Raw genomic sequence first — 17194 nt, 5'->3', positions numbered from 1 at the left:
ACACTGACTGTTCCAGCATTGCTGGGCAGCCAGTTTCACTGCGACGGTAGAGTTTGCGCCATAAACTTTGCCCATGACCGAACAACAGGCCACTAGCAGCTCCGGCAAAGGTACCCGCGGCTGCTCCGTCATCGTTGGTGTTGTTTTGGCGATCGTCGCCGTCGCCGCTGTCTTGATCGGACGGGGAGTCATTCCCGGCCTAGGCGGCGACGATTCCTTGGACGCGTTGAAGAGGGACATCGAGAACGCGAAATATATTCACGGCGTGATCGGTTCCGAGAAGCGCGAATACTTCGAAGACCACGAAGTTCAGCAACGGCTGATTGAACTCGGCTACGTCGTGGAGGTTTCCACCGCCGGCTCCCGGCGCATCGCCAGCGAAGTGGACCTGGAAAAGGAAGACTTCGTCTTCCCGTCGTCGAGTCCAGCTACGCAGAAAATCACCGACCAGGGGTCCGGATACTCCGTCGACTACCCGTTCTTCTCCCCGATGGCGGTGGCCACCTTCCAACCGATTGTCGACCTGCTCGAGCAAGCTGGTGCGGTGCGCAAGGACGGGGAGAGCTACATCTTGGACGTCAACGCGTTCATCGACATGACCAAGGAGGGGAAGCGTTGGCGCGACCTTGGCGATACCTTCCCTTCGCCGCGCAATGTGCAGATCTCAACGACGGATATTCGCACCTCCAACTCTGCGGCCATGTTCCTGTCCATCCTCGCGTGGCAGTTCGGCGAGCGGGAACCGGACAAGGCCGACGATGTGCAGTGGCTGACCGAGCAGATCTCTCCGTTTTTCACCGGGCAGGGCTACACGCAGTCGTCTTCCGCCGGCCCGTTCAGCGACTATTTGAGCCAGGGCATAGGATCCGCGCCCATGGTGCTGGTCTACGAGGCGCAGTTCCTGGGGGAGCAGATGAAGCCGAATTCCCGCATCAAGGACGACATGGTGCTGCTGCAACTCGAGCCAACCGTGCTGGCGAACCACGGGCTGGTGGGTATCAGCGACGCTGGCAAGGAGCTCGGCCGCTTGCTGTCCACCGACGAGCAACTGCAGAAGCTCGCCGCCGCGCATGGCTTCCGCCCGTCCAGCAACGACTACTTGACACAGACGCTGCAGGACAATGGCTTGCCCGCACCCTCCAACTACGTCAACTCGGTGGACCCGCCGAATTACGACAGGCTGGAGGCGCTTATCGACGGCGTCGGCATGCGCTACGGCACCGTCCCGCCCCGCAACCAGGAGGAGCAGGAGAAATGAGGAGACTACTAGCACTGCTGGTCACGCTGTTGACCGGCGCGGCACTCACCGCGTGCGGGGGCAACGGTGGTACCGGCGGCAACGGAAACGGGGGCGGGTCGAGTGACAGCGGCGGCCTGAACATCATGGCGGCCACCGAACTCAAGGATTTGGAACCGCTCGTCGAACAGGCCTCGAAGGAACTCGGTTTTCCGATCACCCTGGAATTTCCCGGCGGAACTCTGCAGAACTCCCAGGACCTGAAGCACGGGAAGCTGGATAACCAGATTGACGCGACCTGGCTGGCCACGAACCGCTACGTCGACCTGATCGGTGCCCGCGGCAAGCTCGACGACGAGACAAAGATCGCCACCAGCCCCGTCGCCTTCGGCGTGCAGGAGGCGAAGGCGCGCGAGCTCGGCTGGGACACCAAGCAGCCAACGTGGGGCGAATTCGCCGACGCAGCACGCGAAGGAAAATTCACCTTCGGCACGACCGATCCTTCCGCGTCCAACTCAGGCTTTTCCGCGCTCGTCTCTGTTGCGACAGCGATGGCAGACACTGGCTCGGCGTTGACGGACGGGGACATCGAGAAAGTCGGCCCGCGCCTGCACGAACTCTTCCAAGCGCAGTCGATGGTCTCCGGTTCCTCCGGCTGGCTCGCCGAGGCCTTCCAAGACGACCCAGAAAAGGCCGACGCCATCGTCAATTACGAATCGACCTTGCACCAGATGCGGGGCCAGGGAGCGGCCATTGAGGTCATCGTCCCCGCCGACGGCGTGATTTCCGCCGACTACCCGCTGTCCACCTTGGCGGAGCCCGCCCACGGGGACGCGTCAGAGAACGTCAAAGCCTTGGCGGATTGGATGCTCGGCCACCAGCAGGAGATCGCCGACTCGTTCCGCCGCCCGGTCGGCGGTGTCGACAACCTGCCCGGAGAACTGAGCGGGCAGACTGTCATCGAGCTGCCGTTCCCTGCCAGCTACGGCACCGTCAACGCCTTGGTGGATCGGTACAACAACGAGTTCCGTAAACGTGGCGCGACCACCTTCGTGCTGGACACGTCCGGGTCGATGCAGGGTGAGCGGTTGGATTCGCTGAAACAGATCATGACTTCGTTCGTCGACGGTTCAGCCTCCACGGACACCGGCAATGTGGCGCTGCGTGATGGGGAGCAGGTGAGCTTCCAGTCTTTCTCCAGCGAACCGCACCTGCCGGTTTCCGGCACCTTCAATAGATCGGATCCGGAGGCGAACCAGAAGTTCCAGAGCTACATCGACAACCTCTCAGCGGGCGGCAAGACCAATATCTACGACACGCTGATCGGTGTCACCGAGAAAGCGGATCCGAACGCCGGAATCAGTTCGATCGTTCTGCTCAGCGACGGCGCTGTCACCGCCGGGCGCGACCTGAACGTGTTCAAGGAGGATTACGCCGCCGCGACAAAGGGGAAGGGGAGTATCCCCGTCTTCGTCATCCTCTACGGTGAATCCAACGCCGCAGAAATGGAGGAGGTTGCCGAACTGACCGGTGGCGCAGTTTTCGATGCGCTCGACGGCGATCTCGACGAAGCGTTCAAGGAGATCCGTGGCTACCAGTAACCCCAAACACGCGGCTCCCGACGACGACGGGAGCGGCTCCTTCTTCACTTCCCGCAAGAACTTGGTGGGCATGATCCTCGCGGTGCTCGTCATCGTGGTCCACCTGGTCGTCGGGATCGGATTCTTGTGGCCGGTCGCGGCACTCGCCGCCTGGGGAGCGGGAGTCGCCCTGACACCGTCGCCGGAGCACAAGGAACTGGCCCAGAAGCCGCAGGAGATGCTGCCGGCGCCGGTGGAGCTGAACAACAACCTGACCGATGTGCTGGCACCGTTGCAGCGGGCACGCCCACCGCAGAAAGTGTCGATTCAGGCGCGCGAAATGGAAGAGAGCTTGCGCTTCGTGCTCGCTCACTGGGACGACCTCGATTCCGCGCCGCAGCACCAGCAGACCATCTGGAACATCGTGAACATCTACCTGCCGGAGGTGGTCAACACCTACGTCGACGCCCCGCAGTTCCGCAGTCCGGAGGCGGCGGAAGTCATGACCGGGTCGTTGGGCACGCTCACATCGGCCGCGGAGAAGGTGAAGCAGGGAATCCTCGACCAGAATCTGCGTGCGATGGATTCACAGGCACGAACGCTGCGGGAAGCCTTCGGCGACCTGCCTGGGCTGGACGACACCTGAACAAGGTACGATGAACGACCATGACGGCCGACACACCGACGCTTGACCCGCAACTTCTGGATATTCTCGCGTGCCCGCAGGACAAGGGACCGCTGGAATACCTCCACGACGAGCAATTGCTGGTCAACCGCCGGCTCGGTGTCGCGTACCGCATCGACGACGGAATCCCGGTTCTGCTTATCGACGAAGCGCAGCCGTATCCCGGCGGCGCCTAGCCTGTCTTAACGGCTGACCAACTCGAATAGTGAACACCCACCTTTAGTGAACGAGGCTTGAAAGAACTGCTTTATGGCTGACAGCGCAACGATCATCGACGAACTGCAGTGGCGTGGACTGATCAACCAGTCCACCGATCTGGACGCACTCAAAGAGGTGACGAAGAACCCGATCACGCTGTACGCCGGCTTCGATCCGACGGGCCCGTCGCTGCACGCGGGGCACCTCGTTCCTCTTCTGATGCTGCGCCGTTTCCAGGAGGCCGGTCACCGTCCGATCGTGCTGGCAGGCGGCGCTACCGGCATGATCGGCGATCCCCGCGATGTAGGTGAGCGCACCATGAACTCCGCCGACACGGTCTGCGACTGGGCGGAGCGAATCTCCGGACAGCTCAAGCGTTTCGTCAACTTCGAAGGCGAGAACGCCGCCATCCTGGCGAACAACGCGGAGTGGATCAACGAGATGACCGTCGTCGACTTCTTGCGCGATGTGGGCAAGCACTTCTCCCTGGCGACCATGCTGTCCCGTGAGACAGTGAAGCGCCGCCTCGACAACGACGGCATCTCCTACACCGAGTTCTCCTACATGCTCCTGCAGGCCAACGACTTTGTGCAGCTGCGCCGACGCCTCGACTGCACGCTGCAGGTCGGCGGCTCGGACCAGTGGGGCAACCTCGTCGCAGGTGTGGACTTGAACCGTCGCATGGACGGTGAGTCCGTGCACGCCCTGACCGTTCCGCTGGTGACTGACTCGGAGGGCAAGAAATTCGGTAAATCCACCGGCGGCGGCTCCCTGTGGCTCGACCCGGAGATGACCAGTCCGTACCGCTGGTACCAGTACTTCGTCAACACGGCCGACGCCGATGTGATCCGCTACCTGCGGTGGTTTACCTTCCTGACCAAGGAGGAGCTGGACGAGCTGGAGACCGAGGTCGCAGAGCGCCCGTTCAAGCGCGAGGCACAGAAGCGACTGGCCCGCGAAATGACGGACCTCGTCCACGGCCCGGAGGCCACCAAGGCAGTCGAGCTCGCCTCCCAGGCCCTCTTCGGGCGTGCGGAGCTCTCCGATCTGGACGAGCCGACGCTAGCGGCCGCTGTCTCCGAGACCGATGTCTTCACGGTCGAGCCTGGTCAACCGCGCACCATCGTGGATCTCTTGGTGGGCACGGGTCTCGTCGACTCGAAGGGAGCCGCGCGCCGCGCTATCAAGGAAGGTGGCGCTTACGTGAACAACGCGCGCGTCGAGTCCGAGGACTGGGAGCCGGGCCCCGATGACCTGCTTCACGGCCAGTGGATCGTGCTGCGCCGCGGCAAGAAGAATTTCGCCGGCGTGAAGATCGCCGACTAGGACACCGGGGCAGCCGACAGGGAGAACGTGGAACGCATGAGCTACGACAACCGCAACCACAACCACAACCAGCGCCGCGGTCGCGGCCGCGACGACGACCGCAGGGGCGGCAACCGCGGAAACCGTGATCAGCGCCGGGGCAACGACCGGCGCGGCGGCGGTGACTGGCGCGACGAGAAGAAGGTCCGCCACGACCGCTCCAACCCATACCGTCAGGGTTTCCGCGAAGACCGCATGGCTATGAAAGACAATGAGCCGTCGATCCCCGACGACATCGACGTCGCCGACCTCGATCCGTCTGTGCTGCAGGATTTGCGCGTGCTGTCCAAGGACAATGCGGACCGTGTGGCCAAGCACATGATCATGGCGGCGACGTGGATGGCCGACGACCCGAAGCTCGCGCTGAGCCACGCCCGCGCGGCAAAGAACCGTGCCGGCCGTGTTGGCGTCGTGCGCGAAGCCGCAGGCATCGCCGCGTACCACGCGGGGGAGTGGAAGGAAGCCCTCTCGGAGTTGCGCGCCGCGCGCCGCATGAGCGGCGGGCCGGGTCTGCTCGCCGTGATGGCCGACGCGGAGCGCGGTCTCGGCCGTCCCGAAAAGGCACTCGAGATCGGGCGCAGCCCAGAGGCGCGCGAGCTCGACGACGACTCCAAGATCGAGCTCGCCATCGTCATGGCCGGCGCCCGGCACGACATGGGGCAGCATGAGTCCGCTTTGGCGACGCTGCAGCAGCTCAACCCGTCGATGAAGATCGACAGCTTCGAGCACCTCCGCCTCGCCTACGCGTACGCCGATGCGCTCGCCCAAGTCGATCGCACCGGTGAGGCGAAGCAGTGGTTCGAGAAGGTGGCGAAAACCGATTCGGATAACCTGACCGATGCCGCCGAGCGACTCAAAGAACTCAACTAGGAAGCGAAGGGGGAGGTCCGCTGTGGGCATGTCCGCACGTTACGACGCTTTACTGCTCGACCTCGACGGCACCGTCTGGGCCGGAGACACCGCTATCCCGAACGCGGTGGAGGCTGTCTCGGCGGCCAAGAAGCAGGGCATCGCCGCCGCATTCGTGACCAATAACGCGTCCAAAGCCCCGGCGGACGTGGCGGCAAAGCTCAGCGGAATGGGGCTCGCCACCGAACCGTCTGCCGTGATGACGTCGGCGCAGGCGGCCGTTCTGCTCGCTGCGCAGTACGCGCGCCCGGGGGAGAAGATTCTCGTGGTCGGTGCGCCATCGTTCGTTGAGCTGGTTCGCGCCGCCGGGTTTGAACCTGTGTTTTCCGCCGACGACATGCCGGTCGCTGTCGTGCACGGGCATTCTCCGGACAACGGGTGGAAGCAGCTTTCGGAAGCGGCGCTCGCGATCCGCCAGGGTGCCAGGTACATCGCCAGCAATCTGGACACCACGTTGCCGATGGACCGTGGCTTCATGGTCGGAAACGGCTCCATGGTCGCCGCTGTCACGAGTGCCACAGGGGTTGTTCCGCAGGCCGCAGGTAAACCAGAACCTGCAATGTTCGATTTGGCCGCGAAGAATCTCGGCGCGAAGCGTCCATTGGTGGTGGGCGACCGCCTCGACACCGATATTGCGGGCGGCGTCGCGGCTAAGATGGACGTCCTGCACGTGCTCACAGGAGTGTCCGGCCCGCTGGCTCTCATCGCGGCGCCGCCGGAGCAGCGCCCGACGTTCATCGCTGAAGACCTGGGCGTGCTTGTCGACGACGTCGATCCCTCAACTCTCTGCCCCGCCCAGCAAGGTGGCTTCACTGCTACCCGCGACGGCGAAGAGATCATCCTGGACGGTGGGGACGAGGCGGGAACACCGCTGCAGGCTCTCCGTACAGTTCTCGCTGTGGCGTGGGCTGATTCGGATGCGGGTGCGGGGCAGGGCGGTCCAGCCGTCGTCAAGCCGGTCTCTGATGCGGCACGTGCCGCGACCCAGGCGTGGTGGTGATGCGCATGGCACAGGCCCCGAAACCGCACGACCCGAGAATGCCGTCGCTCAGCGTCGACGCGCTCAATGAGCAGTACGCTGCCGCGCTGGCGGCTGAGCCGCAGGAAACCGGGGACGAACTTGGCGCCGAGTTGACGCGCTTTGAGGCGGCCTACGGTGTCCTCGCCGCCGCGCTGCAGGACGGGGAGTAGATCATGCCACCAGCTAGAAGACGACTCGATGCGGAACTCGTGCGCCGCAAAATCGCGCGGTCCCGCGAGCAGGCCGTCGAGTGGATCAAAGCAGGCCGCGTGGAAGTCGGCGGGTTCGTGGCCACGAAACCCGCGACGATCGTGGAACCCGACGTGTCCATCAAGGTCGCCAAAGCGGATGCCGATGACTGGGCGTCCCGCGGCGCCCACAAGCTGCTCGGCGCTCTCGAAGCGTTCGAACCGCTGGGCTTGAGCGTTCAAGGAAAGCGCGCTCTGGACGCCGGTGCGTCGACAGGCGGTTTCACCGATGTGCTGCTGCGCCGCGGTGCTCGCGAGGTCGTCGCCGTGGACGTGGGGTACGGGCAGCTCGTGTGGCGCCTGCAAAACGACGACCGCGTGAACGTACTCGACCGCACCAACATCCGTCATCTGAGCCCGGAAATGATGGGCGGGACCGCGGAGCTTATGGTGGGGGACCTTTCGTTCATCTCGCTTGAACTGGTGCTTCCAGCGATCGCCGAATGCATGTCGGACGGTGCGGACCTGCTGCCGATGGTCAAGCCGCAGTTCGAGGTAGGAAAAGACCGACTCGGCAGCGGCGGCGTGGTCCGGTCGGCGGAATTGCGCGGGGAAGTCACTCTCGACGTTGCGCGAAAAGCCCTCGAGCTCGGCTTGAGTTGCAGGGCCGCGACCGCATCTCCGCTTCCCGGCCCGAGCGGAAACGTAGAATACTTCCTATGGCTCGTCCGCGACGGTGGCGCAAGCGCCCCGAGCGACGATGAACTAGCCCGGATGATTCACCGGGCGGTAGAGGAAGGACCGGAGAACTGATGGCCGCAGACGTTGACCACAACGCGGGCGGTGCCGCGGTGGGCGGCGCCGTAGACAACAGCGACCGCCTCGTCCTTCTCGTCCCCCACACCCGCCGCGAGGGGAACATCGCCTCAGCCGCCCGTGCCACGGAACTGCTGTTGGAGGCAGGTCTCACGGTGCGCTTGCTCGGCGACCGCGATGTGCCGTTCACGGACAATTACCCGTCGCTCGCGGGCCTCGACACTGTCGACCCCGGTCCGGAGGCGGCGAAAGGGTGCGAGCTCGTTCTCGTGCTCGGCGGCGACGGCACATTCCTCGGCGCCGCCGGTATGGCCCGCGAGCAGGACGTGCCGGTACTGGGCATCAACTTGGGCCACATCGGCTTCCTCGCCGAGTGGGAGGAAGACAGCCTGGAAACGGCGATCCGCCGCGTGATCGACCGCAACTACCGTGTGGTGGACCGCATGACGATCGACATCACCGTGCACGACTCCAACAACGGCCTCGTGGGGGAGAGCTGGGCGCTCAACGAGGCCAGCCTGGAAAACCTCGACCGCCGGGGCGTGCTAGACGCGATCCTGGAGGTCGACTTCCGGCCGGTGAGCTCGTTCGGCTGCGACGGCGTGCTCATTTCCACCCCGACGGGTTCCACCGCCTACGCGTTCTCAGCCGGCGGCCCGATTCTGTGGCCGGAGCTCGACGCCATTTTGGTGGTGCCCAATAACGCGCACGCGCTGTTCACCACCCCGCTGGTCGTCGCGCCGACGTCGACGGTGGCCGTGGAGTCGCTCATCACCACCACTCACGGCAAGGTGGTGCTCGATGGTCTGCGTGAAGTGGACATGCCGCCGGGGTCACGCCTCGAGGTCGTGCATGGCCACCGCCCGGTGCGCCTGGTCCGCCTCGACGATAGCCCGTTCACCGACCGCCTCGTACGCAAGCTCCACTTGCCCGTCAACGGGTGGCGCGGCCCGGTCGTCAAAGACGACAACTCGTACTCGGATTCTGTTACCCGCCGCTGAAGGTCTGCATGCTCGTAGAAATCTCGATCGACAACCTCGGCGTCATCCCGCATTCGCACGTCGAGTTCGCCCCCGGCCTCAACGTCCTCACCGGCGAGACAGGCGCCGGCAAGACGATGGTCGTCACTGGATTGCGCCTGCTCACCGGCGGCCGCGCCGACGCGTCTAAGGTACGCACGGGCGCGCAGCAGGCGGGAGTCGAGGGAGCGTTCAACGCAGATTCGCTTGACGACGTCGCCCGCGCCGCCGTCACAGAGCTTCTCGACGAAGCGGGAGCCGCCGCCGACGAGAACGGCGAGTACCTCGTGGCCCGCACCGTGAAATCAACTGGCCGCTCCCGCGCGCACCTCGGCGGCCGCACAGTGCCCGCCGCGACTCTGAGCCGGTTCACCGGGGAACTGCTCGCCATTCACGGGCAGAACGACCAACTGCGCCTGCTGTCGCCGGCGGAACAGCTGGCTGCCTTGGATTCCTATGACCCGAAGATCGCGCCGCTGAAGGAGCACTACCGGGAGGCCTACACGCACTGGCGGAAGGTGAGCAAGGACCTCGAAGAGCGCGTGAACAAGCGCCGCGAGCTCGCCCAGGAAGTTGACCGCCTCACTTTTGCCGTGGCGGAGATCGACGAGGTCGCGCCTGAGGTCGGCGAGGACACCGAGCTGGTCGCGTCGGTCAACCGCCTGCAGGACGTTGACGCGCTGCGGGAAGCGGCCCAGGAAGCGATCGTCTCGATCGACGGGGCGGGCGCAATCGGCGAGTTCGCCGCTGAAGAGGACACCGCCTCCGACCTCGTCGGCCGCGCCGCTAGCGCGCTGAGCGGATCCAGCGACGAGCAGCTCCGCGCACTCGGAGGGCAGTTGAACGATGTCGCCTCAGTGCTGTCGGACGTGTCGGGGGAGCTGGGAATGTACCTGTCGGAGCTGCCTAGCGACCCGGAGGAACTCGAGCGCCTCTTGCAACGCCAACAGGAACTCAAAAACCTGACGCGCAAATATGCCCCGGATATCGCCGGTGTGCTGAAGTGGCGGGATAGAGCACAGGCGCGCCTGGAATCGATCGACACCTCGGCCGAAGCACTGGAAAAGCTGAAGAAGGAAGTAGCCACTGCCAACAAAGCGATGGTGTCCCGCGCGGCGAAGCTCACCAAGGCGCGCACGGCCGCAGCGGGAAAGCTCGCCGAGGCGGTCACAGGGGAGTTGCGCGGCTTGGCGATGCCGAAGGCGCGGCTGACGGTGGACGTCGGCAAGCAGGACTACGACCGCGACGGGGCTGATGCCGTCGAGCTGCGCCTCGCCCCGAACGACGCCCTGGAACCGCAACCACTGGCGTCGAGCGCTTCCGGCGGCGAACTCTCCCGCGTCATGCTCGCCCTCGAGGTAATTCTCTCTGCCCGGCGCGGCGGTGCCTCCCTGGTCTTCGACGAGGTCGATGCCGGTGTCGGCGGGCGCGCTGCCGTGGAGATCGGCCGGCGGCTCGCGCGCTTGGCGCTGAACAACCAAGTCATTGTGGTCACGCACCTGCCGCAGGTCGCCGCGTACGCCGATAACCACCTGCACGTGTCCAAGAACGTTGGGGACGAGACCGTCACGTCCGGTGTCCGTGAACTGTCCGGCGAGGAGCGCGTCGACGAACTAGCGCGCATGCTGGCGGGTATGGACGATTCCGCGTCCGGGCGCGCGCACGCGGCGGAGCTGCTCGACAAGGCCCGCGCCGACGTCGAGGCTTTCCGCGCTTAACCAGTCGCCTGTTTTATCCGGGGCTTTCTCCGCGCGCCTTCACCGAATACCCTGCGCCAACGGGCACAATCGTGACCCATGAGCTCAACTTCCCGTACTTCCTCCGCCGCGAAGCTGGCAAAACCGGCAAAAACGGCGAAGCCCGCTATCGCCGAGACCATTACCGGCGCGCTGCGCGACTGCACCCCGCAGGGTAAAGGTCTGCGCAAACTCAGCGAGGGCGACATCGCGATCGTCGATGCGCCGGACATGACGCGCCGCGAAGCCCAGACGCTTGTGGACAAACGCCCTGCCGCGGTGGTCAATATCGCGCAGTTCTCCACCGGTAGCATCCCGAATTACGGCCCGCAGCTGCTTCTCGATGCCGGCATCCCCCTCCTCGAGAATGCCGGCGCAGCCACCCGCGGTGCTTTCCGCGACGGCAAGAAGGGGTCGGTGACCACCGACGGCGAGGTGCTGGCCGGCAAGAAGTCGATCGCCCGCGCCGATGCACTCGATCGTGCCGTGGCCGACTCCGCTTTCGACGAGTCGCAGCAGCACCTCGTCGACCACATGGAGGCGTACTTCGGCAACACCATCGAGTTCATCCACACTGAATCGCCCTTGCTTGTCGACGGTGTCGGCGTCCCCGAACTCGGTGATTCCATGGACGGCCGAAAGGTGCTGGTTGTCAGCCCGTCTGACGGCACCCGTGAGCGTGTCGAGCACCTGCGCCACTTCATCCGTGAATTCCAGCCTGTGATCATCGGTGTCGGCGCCGCGGCGGACACGCTGCTGGACTTGGGCTACACATGCGACTTCATCGTCGGGGATCCGGCAGATATCTCCTCGGACAACTTGCGCGGCGATGCCCGGGTGATTCTCCCGGCTGATCCGGATGGGCACGCGGCGGGTCTCGAGCGCATCCAGGACCTCGGCGTCGGTGCTGTGACCTTCCCGGCCGCGACGGATTCCCCGACGGACCTGGCAATCCTGCTCGCGGTTTTCCACGGCGCGGAGACCATCATCACCGCGGGGGACAGTGTGGACCTCGACCGCATTTTCGCCGGTTCCGGGGATGCCACCCCAGCGGCGATGCTCACGCGGCTCAAGGCGGGCAACCGGATCGTGGATTCCCGGGTCATCGAGAACCTCTACGTCAAGACATCGTCCGGTGCAGGCATCGCTTGGGCGTGGGCCATCCTCGGCCTGCTTGTGGCAGTGGCGACCGTGATCCTCATCGTCGGGCTGGTGGGCAACGGTTCCTTCGTGGACAACCTCGTCGACACCTGGAATAACTTCGCACTGACGGTCCAGAACGTCTTCACACGCTAAAAGCACGCTAGAAGCTCGCTAAAAGGAGGAATCGCGTCACCATGCCGAAGAATAGAAAGAGCGGCGCACCGGGTTGGGCGTTCAGCGGCCTCACATGGGGTATCGCGGCAGGTATCGCCATCGGTGCTCTTGTCGTGGCCCCGTCGATGGCCCCGATCGCGGACAACAGTTTCAATCAGATCACCGGCAGTGAGTCCGGTGAGTCCCGCGGCAAGGCGGATGAGGCCACCGAGGAAGCACAACGCCAGGTGGATTCCGCCAATGCGCTGCTGGGCAATTCTTCGACGGCGATTGTTGCCGGGGCACTGGAGCAGCGCCCCTACTTGATCATCCGTACCCCGGACGCCAACGCGGAGGACGTCGACGTCACCAACTGGCTGGCTGAGCAGGCTGGCGGCATCGCGTCCGGGCAGATCACCCTGACGGACAAATTCCTGTCCTCCGACGGCGCGGACGAGCTGCGCTCGATTATCGCAACGACTCTTCCGGCCGGTGCCCAGCTCTCCGTGGACAACCAGGAGCCGGGTGTGCACGCCGGTGAGTCGCTGGGTGCGGCGTTGATGTTCGACCCGAAGGGCGACCAACCGCTCGCAACAGTCGACGACCGCGCAGTCGTGCTCCAGGCGCTCCGCGACGCCGGCTTCATCGAGTACGAGGACGGCACCATCACGCCGGCTCAGGGCATCATCCTGATCACCGGCGGTCAGGACAGCGGGGCCGAAGCCGAGCAGAACAAGGACGACCAGGACAGCCAGGACGGCAATGCCTACTCGTCGACTGTGCTCGCCGACTTCGCCCGCGCGCTCGACTCCAAGGGCGACGCGGTCGTTCTTGCAGGCCGCCGCGGCGCCGCTGCTGAGAAGGGCTCGCTCGGCCAAGTGCGCGCCGACGACAAGTCCCCGGTTTCCACCGTCGACTCCCTCGAGTCGGAGACCGGCCGCATCTCCACGGTTTTGGCTCTCGCCGAGCAGATCAATGGCGGTTCCGGCGCGTACGGTTCCGCGTCCACGGCCAACGCGGAGATGCCGGCTCCGAAACCGGCCCCGCGGCGGGACGCGTAGCGTCGATAAGCGTTGGCGCTGCGGTCCGCGGCGCTATCGTGGGTGCCATGTCTGAGTCCGCAACCAACGCCAGCACGCAGCGCCAAGAGTTCACAGTCACGGACTCGGAGCTGCTTATCGACGCCCCGATCCTCTCCCTCCGCCGAGACACCGTCACCATGCCGGGCGGTTCCACCGCCACCCGCGAGGTCGTCGAGCATTTCGGGGCTGTCGCGGTGGTCGCCGTCGACGTGGAAGGGCGAATCGCGATGGTGGAGCAGTACCGCCACACCGTCGGCCGCCGCCTGTGGGAACTGCCCGCGGGCCTGCTTGACATCGCCGGCGAGGACGCGCTCACCACTGCCGAGCGGGAGCTCGTTGAGGAGGCGGGCTTGAAAGCCGCGGACTGGTCTGTGCTCGTCGACCTGGTGACTTCGCCTGGTTTTGCGGAGGAGGCTGTGCGCATTTTCCTCGCCACCGGACTCACTGAGACCGAGCGGCCGGAGGCGGAGGACGAAGAAGCGGACATGGACTTCGCGTGGGTGCCGCTGGAACAGGCGCGCCGCGGCGTTATGGAAGGCCGGATTACTAATTCCATCGCCATCGCCGGAATTCTGTCCGCCTCCGAGGTGCTCGCCGGCCGGGCCGAGGCCCGCGGAACCGATACGCCCTTCGAGCTTCGTCCGGTCCACCTTCCAGATCGTCGCCGCGCTCAAGGCGTCATTCCCGACATGAAGAAGATCCCCAAATAGAAAGCCTCACGTGGACGCACGAACGGTCGGCCAGCTCTGGCTGGACCACCTCGCAGTCGAGCGGGGAGTCTCCGCCAACACGCTCAGCAACTACCGCCGCGACGTGCACCGTTACCTCGACTGGCTCGAAGCAGCGGGCACAACGGACCTAGACGATGTCACGGCGGCGACGCTCGAAGACTACGTCGCGGACCTGCGGCGTGGGGGAGAGGGCAGGAGAGGGCTGGCGGCGTCGTCGGCAAGCCGTGCGCTCGTTGTGGCGCGAGGACTGCACAAATTCGCTGTGTCCGAAGGTGCCGTTGCTGCTGACGTCGCTGCAGGTGTCTCGCCGCCGAAGCTGGGGGAGAAGCTCCCGGACACGCTCAGCATCGCCGAGGTGGGCACGCTTCTCGACGCCTGCCCCACCGACACCCCCACCCAACTACGCGACAAGGCCCTGCTCGAAGTCCTCTACGCGACAGGTGCCCGCATTTCCGAGGTGCTCGCGCTCGTCGTCGATGACATCGCCGAAACCCGCGACTTCATCAAAGTGACCGGCAAAGGCGACAAGCAGCGCATCGTACCAGTCGGCGGGGCCGCGCAGCGGGCGCTGGAGGCGTACCTCGTCCGCGCGCGACCGGCGCTGTCTGCGGGCAAGACCCACGCCGTGTTTCTGAACAAGCGCGGCGGTGCGCTCTCGCGGCAGAGCGCCTGGACGATCATCAAGGACGCAGCGGCTCGCGCGGGAATCGACAAAGACATCTCGCCCCACACAATGCGCCACTCCTTCGCGACACACCTGCTTGAGGGGGGAGCCGATGTTCGCACCGTCCAGGAGTTACTCGGCCATGCGTCTGTCACCACGACACAGATATACACCCACGTCACACCAGAAAACTTGCGCGAGGTCTGGAGCACCGCGCATCCGCGTTCGTGAGCGCAGGCAAATGACAGCCGTGTAAGATGACGGTCAATAGGAAGCACATCTGCAAGCTCATCTGCAAAAAGATGGGAAGTGCGGCTAACCGCGGGACAACGAAGGAGTGGCGGTGACGGAGGACGGACTTTTCAGCGCTTCGGAGACGGAAGTCGGGCTGACTGGCCGGCCAGTGCGCGAGTTTCCGCAGCCTAAGCCGCTGGACAAGCACGGCCCCGCGACCATCATCTCGATGGTCAACCAGAAGGGCGGGGTAGGCAAGACCACCTCGTCGATCAACCTCGGAGCGTGCCTGGCCGAGCAAGGTCGCAAGGTGCTGCTCGTCGACCTCGACCCACAGGGTGCCCTGTCCGCCGGTCTGAATGTCAGCCACGACGAGGACCAAGTCACGGTCTACGACCTGATGCTGGACAACACCTCGTCGATCCACGCCGCGATCAAGCACACCAATGTCTCCGGCCTGGACATGGTTCCGGCGAATATCGACCTTTCCGCCGCCGAAATCCAGTTGGTCAACGAAGTCGGCCGCGAGCAGACACTCGGCCGTGCCCTGCGACCGGTTCGCGGCGAGTACGACTTCATCATCATCGACTGCCAGCCGTCCCTCGGTCTGTTGACAGTCAACGCGCTGGCCTGCTCCCAGGGTGTCATCATCCCGATGGAGTGCGAGTACTTCTCCCTGCGCGGGCTGGCCCTGCTCACCGACACCGTGGAGAAGGTGCGAGACCGCATTAACTTCGACCTCGACATCGTGGGCATCCTGGTCACCATGTTCGACCGACGCACGACCCACGCGCGCGAGGTCATGGACCGCGTCGTGGAAGTCTTCGGCGACCGGGTCTTCGACACCGTGATCACCCGCACCGTCCGTTTCCCCGAGACCTCTGTGGCGGGCGAGCCGATCATCACGTGGGCGCCGAATTCGCCGGGTGCGGAACAATACCGCAACCTCGCCCTCGAGGTCATCGAGCGCACGTCCTAGGCGCGCACGCAGGGCGTGTGATGTAACAGTGACCACAGCGAAACCGATCGACCCCCGCTATGCCGCGTATGCGGGCGAGGGCTACCAGCCGGAGATCACGGGATTCACCCTCGTCCTTAACAATTTCGAGGGTCCGTACGACCTGCTGCTCAACCTGATCAGCTCCCACAAGCTGGATGTGACCGAAGTGGCGCTGGCGGAGGTGACCGACGAGTTCATCGCCTACGTGAAGCAGCTGGGGGAGACCGCGGAGCTCGACGAGATCACAGAATTCCTCGTCACCGCCGCGACCCTGTTGAATCTGAAGGCGCAGCGGCTTCTTCCGCGCAACGGCGACAATGATGAAGAAGACCTCGAGCTGCTGTCTTCCCGGGATCTTCTCTTCGCGCGCCTGTTGCAGTACCGCGCGTACCAGAAGGTGGCGGACCAGTTCGAGATGTGGCAGGCAAGCGCGCGTCGCCGGTACCCGCGCGCGGTAGGCATGGAAAAGGCCTTCGCGGACGTGCTGCCGCCGGTGTCGCTTGGCCACACGCCGGGGTCGTTCGCCGAGTTGGCCGCCTCCGTCTTCCGGCCGAAGCCACCGGAAGAGGTCCGGGTCGACCACCTGCACATCCAGGCCGTCTCGGTTCCGGAGCAAGCGGGCAAGCTGCTGGAGACACTCAAGCTGGCCGGGCCACAGCATTGGCTGACGTTCAGGGCACTCACCCGCGACTGCACCCGCTCGATGGAGATCGTCGGCAGGTTCCTGGCAGTGCTGGAGCTGTACAAGGCCCACGCGATCGACGCCCAGCAGGAAGAAGCGCTCGGACAACTCGACATTTCCTGGACTGGCAAGGACGTGGACCCGGCGGTGGTCGCCGCCGCGAACTGGGAGTAGGAAAGGAATCCGCACCGTGAGTGAATCCATGCCGATGGTGAGTCAATTGCGCTCCCAGATCGAGTCCATTCTGCTGGTCATCGACACACCTGCCTTCGCCGCCGATATCGCCGGCGCGCTCAACGCCGCGGAGTCGGATGTCTCGGCGTGCTTGCAAGAATGGTCGGACGAGCTCAACGCCCGCGGCTCGGGCCTGGACCTGCGGGAAACCGCTGAGGGGTGGCGGCTGTACACCCGCACCGACAACGCCGACGCGGTGGAAGCGTTCCTCGTCGACAGCTCCCACACCAAGCTCAGCCGCGCCGCCATGGAGACGCTCGCCGTGGTCGCGTACCGGCAGCCGGTCACCCGCGCGCAAGTCGCGGGGGTGCGCGGGGTCAACGTCGACGGTGTAATGCGCACGCTCACTCTGCGCGGCCTCATTGCCGAAGTCGATCCGGACGAGGCGACGGGAGCCCACCGCTACGTCACCACCGAGCTGTTTCTTGAGCAGCTCGGCATCGATTCACTCGACCGGCTCCCGGACCTGGCGCCGCTGCTCCCGGAAGTCGATTCCATCGAGGAGAGCTGGTAGTTT

At 65.0% G+C, this 17194-nt stretch carries 18 protein-coding genes; all 18 read left to right on the top strand.

The genetic code is table 11. The features are described 5' to 3' along the window. Positions 1-73 precede the first annotated feature (73 nt). The 18 genes from QYR03_RS02615 (at position 74) to scpB (ending at position 17191) form a co-directional block, all read left to right on the top strand. Positions 74-1258 (top strand): hypothetical protein, encoded by a 1185-nt coding sequence (locus QYR03_RS02615; protein ID WP_301712937.1) that lies wholly within the window; start codon positions 74-76, stop codon positions 1256-1258. Then, positions 1255-2838, top strand: a complete 1584-nt coding sequence (locus QYR03_RS02610) for a VWA domain-containing protein (protein ID WP_301712938.1) — start codon at positions 1255-1257, stop codon at positions 2836-2838. Before QYR03_RS02615 ends, QYR03_RS02610 begins: the two co-directional genes overlap by 4 nt. Then, positions 2825-3463: a hypothetical protein gene (locus QYR03_RS02605; protein ID WP_301712939.1), complete on the top strand. Its 639-nt coding sequence runs from the start codon at positions 2825-2827 to the stop codon at positions 3461-3463. Before QYR03_RS02610 ends, QYR03_RS02605 begins: the two co-directional genes overlap by 14 nt. Before the next feature lie 20 nt (positions 3464-3483). Then, entirely contained in the window at positions 3484-3678 is a 195-nt protein-coding gene (locus QYR03_RS02600) for a Trm112 family protein (RefSeq protein ID WP_259851437.1), read from the top strand. Between the two features lie 73 nt (positions 3679-3751). Beyond that, the gene (gene tyrS / locus QYR03_RS02595) at positions 3752-5026 is read left to right on the top strand and encodes a tyrosine--tRNA ligase (protein WP_301712940.1); all 1275 of its coding nucleotides are present in this window, start codon (positions 3752-3754) and stop codon (positions 5024-5026) included. A gap of 36 nt (positions 5027-5062) precedes the next feature. Then, a complete protein-coding gene (locus QYR03_RS02590; RefSeq protein ID WP_301712977.1) occupies positions 5063-5935 on the top strand; it encodes a hypothetical protein in 873 nt (290 codons plus the stop codon). Positions 5936-5963: 28 nt separating this feature from the next. Continuing rightward, the gene (locus tag QYR03_RS02585; RefSeq protein ID WP_301712941.1) at positions 5964-6974 is read left to right on the top strand and encodes an HAD-IIA family hydrolase; all 1011 of its coding nucleotides are present in this window, start codon (positions 5964-5966) and stop codon (positions 6972-6974) included. 5 nt (positions 6975-6979) lie between these two features. Further along, positions 6980-7165: a hypothetical protein gene (locus QYR03_RS02580; protein WP_259851441.1), complete on the top strand. Its 186-nt coding sequence runs from the start codon at positions 6980-6982 to the stop codon at positions 7163-7165. 3 nt (positions 7166-7168) lie between these two features. Beyond that, on the top strand, positions 7169-7996 hold the full coding sequence (locus QYR03_RS02575) for a TlyA family RNA methyltransferase (protein WP_301712942.1): 828 nt from the start codon (positions 7169-7171) through the stop codon (positions 7994-7996). After that, positions 7996-9000 (top strand): NAD kinase, encoded by a 1005-nt coding sequence (locus QYR03_RS02570; protein WP_301712943.1) that lies wholly within the window; start codon positions 7996-7998, stop codon positions 8998-9000. The genes QYR03_RS02575 and QYR03_RS02570 overlap by 1 nt, the downstream gene beginning before the upstream one ends. Positions 9001-9008: 8 nt before the next feature. Then, complete coding sequence (gene recN / locus QYR03_RS02565) at positions 9009-10736, top strand: DNA repair protein RecN (protein WP_301712945.1); 1728 nt, start codon at positions 9009-9011, stop codon at positions 10734-10736. Positions 10737-10814: 78 nt separating this feature from the next. Continuing rightward, entirely contained in the window at positions 10815-12050 is a 1236-nt protein-coding gene (gene steA, locus QYR03_RS02560; protein ID WP_301712946.1) for a putative cytokinetic ring protein SteA, read from the top strand. A gap of 41 nt (positions 12051-12091) precedes the next feature. Beyond that, a complete protein-coding gene (locus tag QYR03_RS02555; protein WP_301712947.1) occupies positions 12092-13111 on the top strand; it encodes a copper transporter in 1020 nt (339 codons plus the stop codon). A gap of 47 nt (positions 13112-13158) precedes the next feature. Then, positions 13159-13842 (top strand): NUDIX hydrolase, encoded by a 684-nt coding sequence (locus tag QYR03_RS02550; RefSeq protein WP_301712948.1) that lies wholly within the window; start codon positions 13159-13161, stop codon positions 13840-13842. A gap of 10 nt (positions 13843-13852) precedes the next feature. Then, on the top strand, positions 13853-14758 hold the full coding sequence (gene xerD, locus QYR03_RS02545) for a site-specific tyrosine recombinase XerD (RefSeq protein WP_301712949.1): 906 nt from the start codon (positions 13853-13855) through the stop codon (positions 14756-14758). Between the two features lie 112 nt (positions 14759-14870). Beyond that, on the top strand, positions 14871-15740 hold the full coding sequence (locus QYR03_RS02540; RefSeq protein WP_259851448.1) for a ParA family protein: 870 nt from the start codon (positions 14871-14873) through the stop codon (positions 15738-15740). 28 nt (positions 15741-15768) lie between these two features. After that, positions 15769-16617, top strand: a complete 849-nt coding sequence (locus tag QYR03_RS02535; protein WP_301712950.1) for a ScpA family protein — start codon at positions 15769-15771, stop codon at positions 16615-16617. A gap of 34 nt (positions 16618-16651) precedes the next feature. Continuing rightward, positions 16652-17191, top strand: a complete 540-nt coding sequence (gene scpB / locus QYR03_RS02530; RefSeq protein WP_259851502.1) for an SMC-Scp complex subunit ScpB — start codon at positions 16652-16654, stop codon at positions 17189-17191. Positions 17192-17194: the final 3 nt, after the last annotated feature.

The organism is Corynebacterium sp. P4-C1, assembly GCF_030503595.1.
Taxonomy (GTDB): Bacteria; Actinomycetota; Actinomycetes; order Mycobacteriales; family Mycobacteriaceae; genus Corynebacterium.
The sequence above is the reverse complement of the archived record's forward strand: the minus strand, read 5'-3'. Positions and strand labels throughout refer to the sequence as shown.

Excerpts from the sequence above, each read along its gene's own strand:
- QYR03_RS02615 (WP_301712937.1), top strand. The coding sequence starts at position 74 with ATGACCGAACAACAGGCCACTAGCAGCTCCGGCAAAGGTACCCGCGGC.
- QYR03_RS02610 (WP_301712938.1), top strand. The coding sequence starts at position 1,255 with ATGAGGAGACTACTAGCACTGCTGGTCACGCTGTTGACCGGCGCGGCA.
- QYR03_RS02600 (WP_259851437.1), top strand. The coding sequence starts at position 3,484 with ATGACGGCCGACACACCGACGCTTGACCCGCAACTTCTGGATATTCTC.
- tyrS (WP_301712940.1), top strand. The coding sequence starts at position 3,752 with ATGGCTGACAGCGCAACGATCATCGACGAACTGCAGTGGCGTGGACTG.
- QYR03_RS02590 (WP_301712977.1), top strand. The coding sequence starts at position 5,063 with ATGAGCTACGACAACCGCAACCACAACCACAACCAGCGCCGCGGTCGC.
- QYR03_RS02585 (WP_301712941.1), top strand. The coding sequence starts at position 5,964 with ATGTCCGCACGTTACGACGCTTTACTGCTCGACCTCGACGGCACCGTC.
- QYR03_RS02580 (WP_259851441.1), top strand. The coding sequence starts at position 6,980 with ATGGCACAGGCCCCGAAACCGCACGACCCGAGAATGCCGTCGCTCAGC.
- QYR03_RS02575 (WP_301712942.1), top strand. The coding sequence starts at position 7,169 with ATGCCACCAGCTAGAAGACGACTCGATGCGGAACTCGTGCGCCGCAAA.
- QYR03_RS02570 (WP_301712943.1), top strand. The coding sequence starts at position 7,996 with ATGGCCGCAGACGTTGACCACAACGCGGGCGGTGCCGCGGTGGGCGGC.
- recN (WP_301712945.1), top strand. The coding sequence starts at position 9,009 with ATGCTCGTAGAAATCTCGATCGACAACCTCGGCGTCATCCCGCATTCG.
- steA (WP_301712946.1), top strand. The coding sequence starts at position 10,815 with ATGAGCTCAACTTCCCGTACTTCCTCCGCCGCGAAGCTGGCAAAACCG.
- QYR03_RS02555 (WP_301712947.1), top strand. The coding sequence starts at position 12,092 with ATGCCGAAGAATAGAAAGAGCGGCGCACCGGGTTGGGCGTTCAGCGGC.
- QYR03_RS02550 (WP_301712948.1), top strand. The coding sequence starts at position 13,159 with ATGTCTGAGTCCGCAACCAACGCCAGCACGCAGCGCCAAGAGTTCACA.
- scpB (WP_259851502.1), top strand. The coding sequence starts at position 16,652 with ATGGTGAGTCAATTGCGCTCCCAGATCGAGTCCATTCTGCTGGTCATC.